Source organism: Bacillus sp. BS1807G30 (assembly GCF_040047675.1).
GTDB lineage: Bacteria > Bacillota > Bacilli > Bacillales > Bacillaceae > Bacillus > Bacillus altitudinis.
Genome location: NZ_CP157353.1, coordinates 237104 through 251726 on the forward strand (window position 1 = coordinate 237104; position 14623 = coordinate 251726).

Genomic DNA, 14623 nt, shown 5'->3' on the forward strand with positions numbered 1-14623 from the left:
CGATCATGATAACGGTATGAACCGCTGTATGAAACAGAACTAAATCGGCAGGTTCACTTGAAGATGTCAGTAGGAACTTCTCAGCACCGTTCCCTCTCTGGTAAAGATCAATTCAAGCTACTATTCCAGATCTACGTTGATCCTTGTTCGTTGATTTTTCATCAGTTTACCTGTAAATGGGGGAGAAAGCAAGTTGGTCCGCAAGTTCATTTCATGCCCTTCTGAGGTCGTTTATGTCGCTGAGCCATTGGCAGACATTTTCTGTTTTTGCAGCTTGCACGTTATGTAAGGCTATGCTAATATATTTGAAGAAAAAAATAGACTTGTATAACCTCAATAATATGGTTTGAGGGTTTCTACCAGGATCCGATAAATCCTGATTACAAAAGTGCGCTTTCCTTTTTTGTAATCAGGGTTTTTTTGTTTGTCTACACCCTGTATCAAAAGTGAAAGCCATGATATAGAGAAGGGATGTTAGACATGAACTGGAGAGTTTATTTATTAGCTGTTTCTACTTTTGCGGTTGGATTAGTTGAGCTTGTGGTCGGGGGCATTTTGCCAAGTTTAGCAGAGGATCTCAATGTGTCTCTTGCGACAGCTGGGCAGCTTATTACGGTATTTGCGATTGTGTATGCTATTTCAGCACCGGTGCTGCTGACTGTCACAGCCAAAATCGAACGAAAGCGTCTGTATTTAATCGCATTATTGGTATTTACATTAGGCAATGTATTCACATATTTTAGTTCCACCTTTGCCCTTGTGATGATCTCTAGGGTCTTGATTGCCATGAGTACGGCGCTTGTTGTGGTGTTATCACTAACGATTACGGCCAAGCTGGTGGAACCGGCGCATCGAGCGAAAGCATTAGGTCTGATTTTTATTGGGATTAGCTCATCACTTGTTCTCGGTGTACCGATCGGTATTTTTATTACAGAGAGCTTTGGCTGGAGAGTGATGTTTTTAGGAATCAGTATTCTGTCAGCCATATCCATGGTACTCATTTATTTTCTATTGGAGAAAATGCCTGTTGAAAAAGTCACACCGCTTAAAGAACAAATTCGTTCTTTAGGGCATCCGAAAATTTTCAGTGCACATTTGATTAGTTTGTTCATGCTTGCTGGTCATTATATGCTGTATTCTTATTTCACGCCATTTCTCATGGAAGTTCTGCATATGACTCCGTTTTGGATTAGTATTTGTTATTTGGTCTTCGGGCTTGCGTCGATTGGCGGGAATGGATTTGGCGGCTGGCTTAGTGACAAATTAGGATCAGGAAAAGCCATTTTGCTTGTGACCATGGCGTTTGCCATTGTGATGTTTATCCTTCCTTATACAGCAGGAGTGTTTATGCTCTTTATGGTGATGGTTGTCCTATGGGGTGCTCTTAGCTGGGCACTGACACCTGCTTTGCAGAGCTATTTGATTCAAACAGACCCTGTGACATCTGATATTCAGCAAAGTTTAAATACATCCGCTTTGCAAATTGGGATTTCCATTGGATCAGCAGTGGGTGGCGTCATGTTTACAATGACCGGTTCATCTGTTGATTTGGCTAAATTCGGTGCTGTTTTTGTGCTGATTGCCTTTAGCTGTGCAGTGATTTCATTAAAGAGACCGCCGCTTTATATGGATCGTCAGCATCACGCTGAATAGAAGAGAATTAGATCGTTTAGCTGCCTCATCATAGGCAGCTTTTTATTTTTTGAAAACCACACCTTCACTTTTACCAGTAATGACTTCTTCTCCATGCTGATTGATATACCGGGAAAAAAGGTGGACACGATGGTATTTTTCAAGGGGTTCTACCTTGGTGACGGCCATCTGGCAGGTAATGGTGTCACCTGTATAAACAGGGCGTATGAAGGTACATGTCATCTCTTGACCGATAAAATGAAACTGCCCGCCAAGTTTCGTGGCTAGACTTGCTGTGAGAAAGCCGTGTACCATGAGCCTGCCTTGATGATCTAGCTCGGTATGATGTTTGCCAAGATCACCTGTCATCTCGCCAAATTGAATCACATCTTCATGCGTATAGGTTTTGCTTGTTTGAAATTGATCGCCTGGTCGAACCATCTGTTCTTCAGCTCCTTTTTTTAAATGTACCAAAGGAGTGAATGAATGTACATTCATTTTTGTGGTGAGATGTTAGAGGCAAAGAAGAGACAGGATGCCTTTCTTTGCCTTTGATACCTCAGAAAAAATGTCATCTTCTATTCAAAAATAACCATTTCTCCAATTGGATGAAATCCGGCACGCTGATAGATATGTTTGCCGTCATTTGAGGCTTGTAACATCACACACTTTTGTTTGTTATCTGTCTGGGTCAGAAGGTAATGAAACATGTCACTGCCAAGTCCTCTTCCGCGGTGTTCTGCCTTTGTGATGACATCATAAATACCGTAGCTGTCTGCTGTTTCAATCAATAAGCCCGTTGTGACCGGTTTGTTGAGTTCATATCCAACGAACATGCGGGTACTCGGGTGTAATCGTTCAATCGAAAAGCGCTGGAAATAGCTGTTTAAAGCGATTGCCTCAGGTGATCCTTCGAAAAGTTCGATAAATAAATGTTGATAATCGAGAAAAGTTTGATCGTCAGTCACTTCCTTGATCGTAAGCGATTGAGAGGTCCTTTGATCGATGTCGTTTGTATGTTCAAGCATCATGATGGTATTGCGTTCCACTTCTTGAAGCCCATATTTCTGCATGATATTCGACCAATCTGGGTGGAGCAGGCTTTGAGTGATCCATGTGCTGAATGCTAGCTGCTGTTGCTGCATTTGTTCGATGGCAGCTTCCACTTTTTGTTGATCTTGTATGTGCGCTGAAATGGGTAATAACAAATTGAACGTGTCAGTTGATATATGCGTGTTTGATAGAACGAAATCTTCTGTTGATAGGAACGATCCGTTTACAACAGAAGAAAACAAATTTATTTTTTCTTCTAACTGGCGAATGGCCATTTGCTGCTCTGTTTTCATTCTCTCACCTTCTTTTTTTGATTGAGGGTTACCTATCATAAATGATAGCAAAGAAAAGGAAATTGTGCCGTCTCTTGTAATCTAGTAAAAAAGTTCTTTTATTTATCAGGTCTGATGACCCATTCTTTTCCTCATCCCCACATTTCTTTTGACTCCTTTATTGATTATTAGTACCATTTTATTAACCAGTTAAGAGTGGAGGTTCAGATGGAAACAAAAGAGCAGATTGTCTTAAAAGCGATTCAAGATTTGATTATGCATAGGGAAAAGAAACGGAACGATCCAACAGATCCACTGATTACCACGACTGATACACTCAAGCAAGATTGGACACTTACACAGCTTCATATTTTATCTATGATTCAAGCAAACCCTAACGAATCCAATAATACATTTCTTTCACAACAACTAAAACTATCAAAACCAGCTATTACAAAGGCTGTGAAAAAGCTCATCGAAAAAGGCATGGTCGACTATTGCCACCGGCAAGGTGACAAGAAATCCGTCTATTATTCACTGACAGAGGAAGGTACACAGCTGGCGGCACTGCATGATGAGCTTCATGAACAGGCAGTCTCCTCCTACTTAGAATTCCTCCATGAATTTAATGAAGACGAGCTACAGGTTATCGAGCGCTTCTTAAAGACTTGGAAGGAAAAGATATAAAAAACGAACCGAAAGCTTTCTATAAACTAGATGCTTTCGGTTTTTTATGGTAAAATTAACATATATTGACGTTGTTCGTGATGATGATTGAGGGAGGGTGCCGTGTTGGTGAAAGAGATGATGGAAAATTTTAAAAAGTATGTTTTTATCATGCCGTTCGTCGGATTGTTTGTCAGCTTGCTATTATTTGTTTATTTTTTTGGAGTGACAGGAGTTGAAGGGTCCATGTGGGCGGCTGTTTTGTATTGTGCTCTGCCCTTTCTGATGTACACGATACTCTGTTTGCCTTTATGGATTTATTTTAAAGTCAGCAAAAAACGTTCAATACATAGAAATGAGGAACATACATGATCGTTGTCAGTGCTTGTCTTGCGGGATTAAAGGTCCGTTATAATGGCAGCCATCGATTAGATCAACGTATCGAGGAGCTTGTGCAGGAAGGAAAGGCGGTAACAGTTTGCCCTGAGCTGCTTGGTGGTTTCTCTACACCAAGACCTCCCGCAGAAATTATTGGTGGAGATGGTCATGATGTCTTACGAAGGCAGGCTTCTGTTGTTGATGTTCATGGAACAGATGTGACAGAGATGTATGTAAAAGGTGCACAAGACACGCTTAAGCAGGTTCAGACTCTTGGCGCAACATCCGTCGTGTTAAAAGAGTACAGTCCTTCTTGCGGAAGCCGGATGATCTATCGGGGAGAGTTTAACGGGAAGACAAAGGCTGGGGACGGTGTGACGTCTGCCTTGCTGAAACAGCATGGGATTCAAGTATTCTCTGAGGAGGATGATTGGACCTCGCTGTTTGTATAGGGATAAGTAGAAATCTATTTAATATAAAAACAAATATATTCACATAAAAATTTTGTATTGTTAGTATGGGACAAAATGAAATTAGATCATAGTAGCCCTTGCATGGTCTATTTTCATGCATGATCTTTCGCACAATCGGGTATAGTGCATGGTAAGCAAAAATGAAGCGGAGGTTTGTTTGATGAGTGGATTAACAGATACAGTCACATTAGCAAACGGAGTGAAAATGCCGAAGCTTGGCTTTGGTGTATGGCAAGTAAAAGATGGGGATGAGGCTGTAAATGCAGTCAAAGACGCACTTGAAGCTGGTTATCGCAGTATAGATACAGCAGCGGCCTATCAAAATGAAGAAGGTGTTGGCAAAGCCATTCAGCAATCAGGCATCTCTCGCGATGATCTGTTCATTACGACAAAAGTGTGGAATAGTGATCAAGGATATGAGTCAACGCTTGAAGCCTTTGAAACGAGTATGAACAAACTAGGTCTGGATGTATTGGATCTTTATTTAATCCATTGGCCGGTTGAAGGCAAATATAAAGAAACGTGGAAGGCGCTAGAAAAGCTTTATAAGGATGGCCGTGTGAAAGCCATTGGCGTGTGTAACTTCCATCAGCACCATTTAGAAGATTTATTAGAAGAGGCAGAAGTGGTACCAATGGTCAATCAAATTGAGCTGCATCCGAAGCTGACGCAGGAGCCTTTACGTGACTACTGCAAGGCAAAAGGCATTCATGTAGAAGCATGGTCGCCATTAGGCAGCGGAAAACTTCTTAACCATCCGGTGCTTCAAGATATTGCGAAAAAGCATGAGAAGTCAGTGGCGCAAGTCATTCTTCGCTGGGACTTGCAGCATGGCATTATCACCATTCCGAAATCTGTGACGAAGAGCCGAATCATCGAAAACACAAACGTATTTGATTTCGAGTTGTCCGCCCATGAAATGAGTGTCATTGATCAGCTCAATGAAGATGAGCGCACGGGTCCAGACCCAGATAACTTCGATTTTTAATATAAGAAAAGCACAGGCGGGATGCCTGTGCTTTTTTATTTGCCCCTATGTTCAGACCGTCTTTTGAGGCTGATAGGTCTCAATGATTTGAATGGCGTCGACAATTTGCTCTATCGTATAGTCTCCAATCAAACAAAAGGTTTCATCTTTACGTGCAGCATGGTTTGCCACTGTATGTGCTGCTTCCTCTAGCTGAGCTGTGATGCCAAGATCACGCATCGTTCTAGGTAATCCGAGTGTTTGATAGAGCTCAAGTAATTCTTCTACTTCCGTCATACGGTTTTCTGCGGCAAGCTGGACGAGAATGCCATAGGCCACTTTTTGTCCATGTAACACATGATGTGTTTCATCAATAAATGTTAATCCATTATGAACAGCATGGGCTCCTGCCATTCTGCCATAACGTCCTCCATAGCCGCCGACTGTTCCGGCTAACGTAATGATCGTATCTGTTACATCTGCAAAGGCTTGAGAAAACTGACCTGTTTTTAAACTGCTAACGGCTTCTTCACTATGAGTCAGAAGAATGTCACGAACGTACACTGCCTGCTTTAATGCAGCATGTACCATGAGCGGCAAGGTGCCTTTTGTGTTACGAATAATGGCTTCCGCTTCATACCATTTTGCCAGCGTATCCCCAATTCCACTTTGGAGATAGGAAAGAGGAGATGAAAGCAAAAAAGTATGATCAATTAACGTGAGATAGCTGGACCGCTTATGATAGTCGACCCTCATGAAATTTCCCTTGTCATCATAAATGACACTGAGCGGTGTAGAAGCCGCACATGTCCCAGGAATCGTCGGCACCATGATCACTTCAATTTGGAGAGCGTCGGCAACAGACTTCGCTGTATCTAAAATCGTGCCTCCACCGATCCCGATGATGACGTCTGAACTCTTGAGTTCTTCCGCAATTCGTGTGATCGCATTTGGTGAACTGTAACCTTTATGCTGAACAATAGGCCACTCGGATGGAAGCTTTGTGTACTGTGAAAAGGCTTGATATGAGTCATATCCTGTCACTATAGCAGGTGAATGAAAAGGAGATGCAAGTGACTCGAGTTCGTGATAAATTCCCTTTTGAGAAATAAACTGGTTAGGACCGCTTCTGACGATCTCTTCTGGCTGGATCATTGACTTATGCTCCTTTACGAAATCATATAGTTCTTAAATCATCTCATTTTACAGAAAGTTCTGTCAAATAATCGAACAATATGAGACCATAGACCCTTCCGTTTTATGGAATTGAACTGCTGACATTGCCTTAAGGTATGTATTTCCTGTATGATATAAAATGGTATGTTTTGATTAAATTTAAGAGGTGTTTATATATATGGAAAAACAATATCGTGTATTACTTTACTATCAATATGCCCCCATTGAGGATCCAGAAACGTTTACAGCAGAGCATCTAGCATTCTGTAAGGAACTTGGTTTGTTAGGTCGTATTCTTGTTTCATCTGAAGGCATAAACGGAACTGTTTCTGGTACCATTGAGCAAACGGACAAGTACATGCAAGCATTGAAAGAAGATCCACGCTTTGCGTCCATGCCAATTAAAATTGACGAAGCAGATGGTCATGCGTTTAAGAAAATGCACGTCCGTCATCGAAATGAATTGGTGAATTTAAGTCTTGAAGATGATGTGAATCCGCTAGAATTAACGGGGAAACATCTCAGCCCAGTTGAATTTTACGAGCAAATGCAATCACCTGATACGGTCGTGATTGATGCACGTAATGATTATGAGTTTGATGTCGGTCACTTCAGAGGTGCTGTGCGCCCTGACATTGAGACATTTCGTGAATTGCCTGAGTGGATTCGTGACAATAAAGAGATTCTTGAAGGGAAAAAAATTCTGACGTATTGCACAGGCGGCGTACGCTGTGAGAAATTCTCAGGATGGTTAAAGCGTGAAGGCTTTGAAGATGTATCCCAGCTTGACGGTGGAATTGTCACGTACGGAAAAGACCCAGAAGTTCAAGGAAAGCTATGGGACGGTCAATGTTATGTGTTTGATAACCGCCTAACGGTTCCAGTCAATCAAACAGAGCACGTTGTGGTAGGAAAAGATTTCTTCACTGGCGAACCTTGCGAGCGTTATGTGAACTGTGCGAACCCTGCATGTAACCGCAAAATGATTGCAACAGAAGAAAGCGAGCATAAATATATGCGCAGCTGCAGCCATGAATGCCGCACAAGCGAACGTAACCTTTATGTGAAACAGCACAATTTATCTGAAGAAGAAGTTCAAGAAAGACTAGCTGTCATTGAAAAAGAACAAGCAATCTCACAAGGATAAGAGGGTTTCCCTTTTATCCTTTTTTCTTTGGATGATACGTGTTCAGAGGGAAGAGGAAGTCATTTCCTCTTTCTTTTTTGTTTTGTTTTTTTCAAAATAAGGGTAAAGGTAGTTAATCAGTCTAATAGATTGAACAGTTGAAAAAGCGCTTTCTTTTGAAATAAGCATGTTCGACTATTTCAGAAAATGGAGAATTGAGAGATAATATAACAGGCAAAAAAATGAACAAAGATAAAAGTTCAGATCAGAAAGTATTTGCCAATGGAATGAAAGGTGAGCTGCTATAAAAGAAAGGCGCTTGCTCGACACATGCTCTGTATTTTAATCGAAAGGTGTTATGAACATGAATCATTTGCATCGTAGGATGGGAACTTTCGCTTTAATGATGGTAGGTCTTGGCTCAATCATTGGTTCAGGATGGCTCTTTGGTGCGTGGCGGGCTGCTCAAATCGCCGGCCCTGCTGCTATTTTGTCATGGTTGATCGGGATGGTTGTTATTTTATTTATCGCATTGTCTTATAGTGAACTCGGGTCGATGTTTCCAGAGGCAGGCGGAATGGTCAAATATACGCAATATTCACATGGCTCTTTTATTGGATTTATCGCCGCTTGGGCAAACTGGATTGCCATTGTCTCAGTGATTCCTGTTGAGGCAGTTGCCTCCGTTCAATACATGAGCTCATGGCCTTGGGAGTGGGCAAAGTGGACAAGCCATTTGGTCACAAAAGGGGTTTTGACGACTGAGGGGCTCATGGTGGCAAGTGTGCTGCTGGTGATTTATTTTCTGCTCAATTATTGGACAGTTGGGTTGTTTTCAAAGGCGAATACATTCATTACGGTTTTTAAAATCGTCATTCCAGGATTAACAATTGGTGCGCTCTTATTCGTAGGTTTTCATAGTGAGAATTTTACTTCTGGAACAAGTATTGCGCCGAACGGCTGGGCGAGTGTGCTCACAGCTGTGGCAACATCGGGGATTGTGTTTGCTTTTAATGGCTTCCAAAGCCCGATTAATATGGCAGGAGAAGCGAAAAATCCAGGGCGTTCGATTCCAATTGCCATTGTTGGATCGATTTTGATTGCAACGGTCATTTATGTGCTGCTGCAAATCGCTTTTATTGGCGCTGTCGATCCATCAATGATTGTGAATGGCTGGGGGCATTTAAATTTCAACTCGCCATTTGCTGATCTTGCTATTGCGCTAGGGATTAACTGGCTTGTCCTCATTTTATATGCAGATGCGTTTGTTTCCCCTTCTGGCACAGGGATTACGTATACGGCGACGACGTCTCGTATGATTTATGGGATGGAAAAAAACAAGTACATGCCGAGTGTACTTGGCCGTCTGCACCCAATTTACGGTGTGCCTCGTCCAGCGATGTTTTTTAATTTGGGTGTATCGTTTATCTTTCTGTTTTTGTTTAGAGGATGGGGGGTTCTCGCTGAAATTATCTCTGTAGCGACCCTGATTTCCTATTTGACAGGACCTGTGACAGTGATGACGCTGAGAAAGACGGGAACAGATTTATATCGTCCATTGCGGATTAAAGGGCTCAGCATCATTGCCCCGCTTGGTTTTGTCTTTGCATCATTGACACTGTACTGGGCGAGATGGCCGCTGACGGGTCAGGTGCTGTTCATTATTCTCATCGGTCTGCCAATCTATTTTTACTATCAAGCAAAAGCGAAGTGGAAGGGCTTTGGCCGTCACTTTAAAGCAGGTGCTTGGATGGTTGTGTATTTGCTTGTGATGATGACGATTTCCTGTCTCGGTAGTGATAAATTTGGCGGGTATAACGTCATTCATTATGGCTGGGATATGGCGCTCATTGCAGTTGTGGCGTTGTTATTTTATATGTGGGCACTCAAAAGTGGATTTGAAACAGAGTTTTTAGAAGATGCGAAAAAAATCAACGATGAACTGCGTGCTTCTCAGAAAGAAGCCGCCTCATCTAAGGAATAACGTAAGGGCTGCCTGAATACTGAGGGCAGCCTTTTTATTTGGATGGATGATCCATGACATGCTGCTTTAGCCAAGTGGTAACGCCGTGTAGAACGGTGGCTGTCACAAGACAGATAAGCGCATATCTCCATAGCTGATCTAAGCCTTGTCCACTAAGCCAAAAAACAATACCTAGAATAAAGAGAGTCAGAATGAACATGAATAAAAAAGATGCTGACCAGAAAAAAGCCTTCATCGAAGGTCACCTCCTCGGGGTATTGTATGCAGGCCGAGAGAGGATCAGACCAGCAAGAAAGAAGTGAAAATATCGTGAAATCTATTTCAAAAGTCAGATAAAAACGCCAAGTGATTTGACAGTTGTGTTAAGATGAGAGCATATTTTGAGTGTAGATGGCTGGTTATAGACGGAGGTGTTTGGAGATGCAGATTCAAAAGGTTCTAAACAATAATGTCATTAGTGTGATAGATGAACAAGGAAAAGAAATCGTCGTCATGGGCAGAGGCATCGCTTTTCAAAGACGTCCCGGAGACCCGGTGGACGAGGCGTTAATTGATAAAGTGTTCCGCCTAGAGGATCATTCCGTACATGAGCGAATGAAAATGCTGCTTCAAGAGGTTCCGTATGATGTCGTCAAGGTGACCGAGGAAATGATTCAATACGCACATACAAAGCTGAACCGAAGATTAAACGAAAGTCTGCATGTATCGCTGGCAGACCATATTCATTACGCCATCGAACGATTAAAGAAAAACCACTTGATTGAGAATTCGCTGATTTGGGAGATTAAACGTTTATACAAAGATGAGTTTCTCGTGGCGAAGGAATGCCTTGAGATGATTGAAGATCGTCTTCATATTGAACTGCCTGAAGATGAAGCGGGCTTTATTGCCATGCATATTATTAATGCAGAGCTCAATGAAGACATGAATACAACAGTCAATATCACGAAAGAAGTGAATGCCATACTGACCATTGTGAAATATCATCTGAACATGGAATTTGATGAAGACTCGCTCAACTTTTATCGTTTTCTCACACATTTACGCTTTTTCGTACAGCGTCTCATCAACGAAACGTTACTCGTCAGTGAAGATCAAGATTTATATCAGCTGATTAAAGTAAAATATCCGAAGGCGTACGATTGCGCAAAGAAAATCGCGGAATATGTGTATCAAACGTATCATCGCGACCTGACATCAGAGGAGATGCTCTATCTATCGATTCATTTGAATCGACTCATCAAACGAGAAAAATAAAGATAGAATTTTAAAAGAAAGCGTTGACATCATAAAAAGTGAGTGGTACTATTTGCTCATAAACATAAAAGAATACGGTTTCACAATGATCGTCTTAGAGGATTGTGACTGTTCGGCAGGCAAAACCTAAACGTTCACTGAAAAAGCGCAATAGCAAGTTGCGACTATTTTTGGTGCCCGTTTAGGTTTTTATTTTGCCTAAAAACGTATTTTTTTGAAAAAAAGGGGGTTTTTGTATGAGTCATCGTCAATTAGCAGAAGACATTATCAAACATATCGGGACAGAGAAAAACGTTCATTCATTGGTCCATTGTGCGACAAGACTTCGCTTCACATTAAATGACAGGTCAAAAGCAGATAAAGCAGCCATTGAAAAATTAAATGGTGTGGTGACTGTCATGGAAAGCGGCGGCCAGTTTCAGGTGGTCATTGGCAACACCGTACCAGAGGTATATCGAGAGATTGGGGAGTTTACGAATCTATTAGAGGATTCCACTTCTTCATCTGCTAGATCAAGTGAAGAGAGTACAAGTCTTTTTGGAAAATTCGTCGACATTGTTTCTGGAATTTTCACACCGCTTCTAGGTGTCATGGCGGGTGCCGGTATTTTAAAAGGACTTCTAGGCATCTGTATCAATGCAAAATGGTTATCTCCTGAAGATACGTCGTATCAAATTTTATTTGCCGCATCAGACAGCTTGTTCTACTTCCTGCCGCTGCTGCTCGCATTCACTTCTGCTAGGAAGTTTAAAGCGAATCCATTTGTCGCTGTGACGATTGCAGGTGCACTGATCTACCCGACTATTCAAGAGCTCACAAAAGGCGGCGGAGATGTGTCGTTCTTCGGCATTCCGGTTGTCTTAATGTCTTATACATCAACGGTTATCCCAATTATTTTGGCAGTGTTTGTGATGGGATATATCGAACGTTTCTTTAACAAAGTCATTCATGAAAGTGTGAAAAACTTTATTACACCACTGATTTTACTGGTCACGGTCGTTCCACTGACACTGATCGTATTTGGACCATTTGGTGTGTATGCAGGGAATGGAATTGCAGCCGTCCTGCTGAAAGTATTCTCCTTTAGCCCTACACTTGCCGGTGCTTTAATTGCGATGGCATGGCAGGTTCTTGTCATCTTCGGTATCCATTGGGGGCTTGTGCCAGTCATTTTAAATAATATTGCGGTTCATGGAAAAGATCATATTAAGCCGGCCACTGCGCCAGCTGTATTTTCACAAGCCGGTGCTTCAATCGGTGTTATGCTGAAAACAAAGAACAAAAAACTGAAATCATTAGCTGGATCGACAGCGGTTTCTGCTGTATTTGGAATTACAGAACCTGCTGTATACGGCGTCACACTTCGTTTGAAAAAACCATTTATTGCAGCGGTTATCTCTGCCGGTGTGGGTGGTGCCATTATCGGTTATTCACAAAGTATTGCGATCGCGTCAGGTCTTCCGAGTTTACTGACACTTCCGATCTTCTATGGTCAAGGATTTACAGGGTTCTTAATCGGAATTTCCGTTTCATTTGTCCTTTCAATCGTCTTAACCTATTTGATTGGATTCAAAGATCCTGTGGATGAAGAAGATGCACCTGCAGCTAGTTCTGCACCAGCATCTGAAAATGAACATGGTGTCAAAGCAGCTCATGTGAAAAGTCCTTTATCTGGCGAAGTCATCAAGCTAGAAGAGGTGCAGGATAAGGCCTTCTCATCTGGCGCTTTAGGTAAGGGCGCAGCCATTATTCCATCAGAAGGCAAGCTGTTTGCACCAGTAACTGGAGTCGTGACAACGGTATTTCCAACAGGACATGCATACGGTCTCACCTCTGAAAGTGGAGCAGAAGTACTCATTCATATTGGACTGGATACTGTACAACTTGGAGGCCGTCATTTTACGCCGAAGGTTGAGCAGGGCCAAGCCATTACAGAAGGTGAACTACTTGCGGAGTTTGATATTGAGGCCATTCAAGCAGCAGGACTGTCTGTCACAACACCTGTGATTATTACCAATTCCGGTGAATTTAGCGATATCATTGAGACAGAAGAAAAACAAGTGACACCAGGACAATCATTTTTACACTTAGTTTAAGAAAAGGGAGGACATAATCATGAGATATTCAACACTAGCACCATTTCCAAAAGACTTTTTCTGGGGCGGATCGACTTCCGCCTATCAAGTAGAAGGTGCATGGAACGAGGATGGCAAGGGACCTTCAGTCATTGATATGAGAGAAAGCTATCCTGAAGGAACAACTGATTTTAAGGTAGCCAGCGATCACTATCATCGATATAAAGAGGACGTGAAGATGTTTGCAGAAATGGGCTTGAAGGCTTATCGTTTCTCCATTGCATGGACACGCATCATGCCAGATGGAGATGGGGAGATCAATCAAAAGGGAATTGACTTCTACCATTCTCTCATTGATGAATTGCGACGCTATGACATTGAACCAATTGTGACGATGTATCACTTTGATTTACCTCATGCGCTTCAAGTGAAAGGCGGCTGGTCAAATCGTTCAACAGTCGATGCGTTTGAACGTTATGCGGAGGTTTTGTTCCAAGAGTATGGTGAGAAGGTAAAATATTGGCTGACCATTAATGAACAAAACATGATGATCTTACATGGATCAGCTCTAGGTACACTGGATCCAAATTTAGAAAATCCGAAAAAAGAACTATATCAGCAGAACCACCATATGCTTGTGGCACAGGCGAAAGCCATGACGCTTTGTCATCGTTTGCTGCCTGAGGCGAAAATCGGACCAGCGCCAAACATCGCCCTTATTTACCCGGCATCTCCAAAACCTGAGGATGTCATTGCTGCGGCCAATTACAATGCGATCCGCAACTGGCTGTATCTTGATATGGCGGTATTCGGCCGTTATAACAACCTTGCATGGGCATACATGAAGGAAAAAGACATTCTTCCTGTGATTGAAGAGGGAGATATGGATATTTTGAAAAGTGCAAAACCAGACTTCATTGCCTTTAACTACTACACATCTCAAACGGTTGAAGCGAGTAAAGGAGATGGCAATGATGAATTTGCCCGCGGTGGAGATCAGCATTTAAAATCCGGTGAAGATGGCGTCTACAAAGGCGGGAACAACCCGTTCTTAAGTAAAAATGCATTTGGCTGGGAGATTGACCCTACCGGTTTCCGATCAACGATGCGTGAGATTTACGACCGCTATCAGCTACCTCTGATTATTACGGAAAACGGGCTGGGCGCTTTTGACAAGTTAGAAGAGGATGGATCGATTCAGGATGATTACCGAATTGATTATTTAGAAAAACATATTGAACAAATCAAATGGGCGATCACTGACGGTGTTGAGGTATTCGGGTACTGCCCATGGTCAGCCATCGACTTAATCAGTACACACCAAGGCTGCTCAAAACGCTACGGTTTTATCTACGTCAACCGTGATGAATTTGACCTAAAAGACCTGAAGAGAATTCGGAAAAAGAGCTCTTATTGGTATGAAACATTGATCGAGCAAAATGGGGAGAACATCGGGAAGTAACAGGAAAAAGCCAGTCACCTTATTAGCGGGTGGCTGGCTTTTTTGTTCGTTCACTTTATCGGCTTGTGTCATTTGTCTACCATAGAAGTTTCCTTAAATCTA

13 protein-coding genes and 1 riboswitch are annotated in these 14623 nt (G+C 42.2%); of the genes, 9 read left to right on the forward strand and 4 right to left on the reverse strand.

The window, feature by feature from the left end; all coding sequences use genetic code 11:
- Nucleotides 1–303 precede the first annotated feature (303 nt).
- Nucleotides 304–403, forward strand: a riboswitch (purine riboswitch).
- A 77-nt stretch (nucleotides 404–480) separates the two neighbouring features.
- Nucleotides 481–1653, forward strand: coding sequence for an MFS transporter (locus tag ABG082_RS01325; protein WP_017358727.1), 1173 nt, complete (start codon nucleotides 481–483; stop codon nucleotides 1651–1653).
- A 42-nt stretch (nucleotides 1654–1695) separates the two neighbouring features.
- On the opposite strand, the gene ABG082_RS01330 is transcribed toward ABG082_RS01325, so the two are convergent.
- Together ABG082_RS01330 and ABG082_RS01335 are read right to left on the reverse strand one after the other, a co-directional pair.
- Complete coding sequence (locus ABG082_RS01330; RefSeq protein WP_041091700.1) at nucleotides 1696–2073, reverse strand: hotdog domain-containing protein; 378 nt, start codon at nucleotides 2071–2073, stop codon at nucleotides 1696–1698.
- 137 nt (nucleotides 2074–2210) lie between these two features.
- On the reverse strand, nucleotides 2211–2978 hold the full coding sequence (locus tag ABG082_RS01335; protein ID WP_272511951.1) for a GNAT family N-acetyltransferase: 768 nt from the start codon (nucleotides 2976–2978) through the stop codon (nucleotides 2211–2213).
- Between the two features lie 207 nt (nucleotides 2979–3185).
- Between ABG082_RS01335 and ABG082_RS01340 the strand changes: the two genes are divergently transcribed.
- From ABG082_RS01340 to ABG082_RS01350, 3 genes are all read left to right on the forward strand, one after another.
- A complete protein-coding gene (locus ABG082_RS01340) occupies nucleotides 3186–3644 on the forward strand; it encodes a MarR family transcriptional regulator (protein WP_017358730.1) in 459 nt (152 codons plus the stop codon).
- A 347-nt stretch (nucleotides 3645–3991) separates the two neighbouring features.
- A complete protein-coding gene (locus ABG082_RS01345) occupies nucleotides 3992–4453 on the forward strand; it encodes a DUF523 domain-containing protein (protein WP_272511952.1) in 462 nt (153 codons plus the stop codon).
- Between the two features lie 181 nt (nucleotides 4454–4634).
- Entirely contained in the window at nucleotides 4635–5462 is an 828-nt protein-coding gene (locus ABG082_RS01350; RefSeq protein ID WP_008343867.1) for an aldo/keto reductase, read from the forward strand.
- 51 nt (nucleotides 5463–5513) lie between these two features.
- Here ABG082_RS01350 and ABG082_RS01355 read toward each other — a convergent pair whose 3' ends face one another.
- Complete coding sequence (locus tag ABG082_RS01355) at nucleotides 5514–6596, reverse strand: iron-containing alcohol dehydrogenase family protein (protein ID WP_281215618.1); 1083 nt, start codon at nucleotides 6594–6596, stop codon at nucleotides 5514–5516.
- 199 nt (nucleotides 6597–6795) lie between these two features.
- Between ABG082_RS01355 and ABG082_RS01360 the strand changes: the two genes are divergently transcribed.
- Entirely contained in the window at nucleotides 6796–7764 is a 969-nt protein-coding gene (locus ABG082_RS01360) for a rhodanese-related sulfurtransferase (protein ID WP_348936443.1), read from the forward strand.
- A gap of 343 nt (nucleotides 7765–8107) precedes the next feature.
- On the forward strand, nucleotides 8108–9727 hold the full coding sequence (locus tag ABG082_RS01365; protein ID WP_024719047.1) for an APC family permease: 1620 nt from the start codon (nucleotides 8108–8110) through the stop codon (nucleotides 9725–9727).
- 34 nt (nucleotides 9728–9761) lie between these two features.
- Here ABG082_RS01365 and ABG082_RS01370 read toward each other — a convergent pair whose 3' ends face one another.
- The gene (locus tag ABG082_RS01370) at nucleotides 9762–9962 is read right to left on the reverse strand and encodes a hypothetical protein (RefSeq protein ID WP_008343859.1); all 201 of its coding nucleotides are present in this window, start codon (nucleotides 9960–9962) and stop codon (nucleotides 9762–9764) included.
- A gap of 185 nt (nucleotides 9963–10147) precedes the next feature.
- Between ABG082_RS01370 and ABG082_RS01375 the strand changes: the two genes are divergently transcribed.
- The 3 genes from ABG082_RS01375 to ABG082_RS01385 all read left to right on the forward strand — a co-directional run bounded on the left by ABG082_RS01375 (nucleotide 10148) and on the right by ABG082_RS01385 (nucleotide 14521).
- Nucleotides 10148–10984 (forward strand): PRD domain-containing protein, encoded by an 837-nt coding sequence (locus ABG082_RS01375; RefSeq protein ID WP_017358738.1) that lies wholly within the window; start codon nucleotides 10148–10150, stop codon nucleotides 10982–10984.
- 236 nt (nucleotides 10985–11220) lie between these two features.
- Entirely contained in the window at nucleotides 11221–13080 is a 1860-nt protein-coding gene (locus ABG082_RS01380; protein WP_045034648.1) for a beta-glucoside-specific PTS transporter subunit IIABC, read from the forward strand.
- Between the two features lie 19 nt (nucleotides 13081–13099).
- Entirely contained in the window at nucleotides 13100–14521 is a 1422-nt protein-coding gene (locus tag ABG082_RS01385; RefSeq protein WP_249670430.1) for a glycoside hydrolase family 1 protein, read from the forward strand.
- Nucleotides 14522–14623 lie beyond the last annotated feature (102 nt).

Excerpts from the sequence above, each read along its gene's own strand:
- ABG082_RS01325 (WP_017358727.1), top strand. The coding sequence starts at position 481 with ATGAACTGGAGAGTTTATTTATTAGCTGTTTCTACTTTTGCGGTTGGA.
- ABG082_RS01330 (WP_041091700.1), bottom strand. The coding sequence starts at position 2,073 with ATGGTTCGACCAGGCGATCAATTTCAAACAAGCAAAACCTATACGCAT.
- ABG082_RS01335 (WP_272511951.1), bottom strand. The coding sequence starts at position 2,978 with ATGAAAACAGAGCAGCAAATGGCCATTCGCCAGTTAGAAGAAAAAATA.
- ABG082_RS01340 (WP_017358730.1), top strand. The coding sequence starts at position 3,186 with ATGGAAACAAAAGAGCAGATTGTCTTAAAAGCGATTCAAGATTTGATT.
- ABG082_RS01345 (WP_272511952.1), top strand. The coding sequence starts at position 3,992 with ATGATCGTTGTCAGTGCTTGTCTTGCGGGATTAAAGGTCCGTTATAAT.
- ABG082_RS01350 (WP_008343867.1), top strand. The coding sequence starts at position 4,635 with ATGAGTGGATTAACAGATACAGTCACATTAGCAAACGGAGTGAAAATG.
- ABG082_RS01355 (WP_281215618.1), bottom strand. The coding sequence starts at position 6,596 with ATGATCCAGCCAGAAGAGATCGTCAGAAGCGGTCCTAACCAGTTTATT.
- ABG082_RS01360 (WP_348936443.1), top strand. The coding sequence starts at position 6,796 with ATGGAAAAACAATATCGTGTATTACTTTACTATCAATATGCCCCCATT.
- ABG082_RS01365 (WP_024719047.1), top strand. The coding sequence starts at position 8,108 with ATGAATCATTTGCATCGTAGGATGGGAACTTTCGCTTTAATGATGGTA.
- ABG082_RS01370 (WP_008343859.1), bottom strand. The coding sequence starts at position 9,962 with ATGAAGGCTTTTTTCTGGTCAGCATCTTTTTTATTCATGTTCATTCTG.
- ABG082_RS01375 (WP_017358738.1), top strand. The coding sequence starts at position 10,148 with ATGCAGATTCAAAAGGTTCTAAACAATAATGTCATTAGTGTGATAGAT.
- ABG082_RS01380 (WP_045034648.1), top strand. The coding sequence starts at position 11,221 with ATGAGTCATCGTCAATTAGCAGAAGACATTATCAAACATATCGGGACA.
- ABG082_RS01385 (WP_249670430.1), top strand. The coding sequence starts at position 13,100 with ATGAGATATTCAACACTAGCACCATTTCCAAAAGACTTTTTCTGGGGC.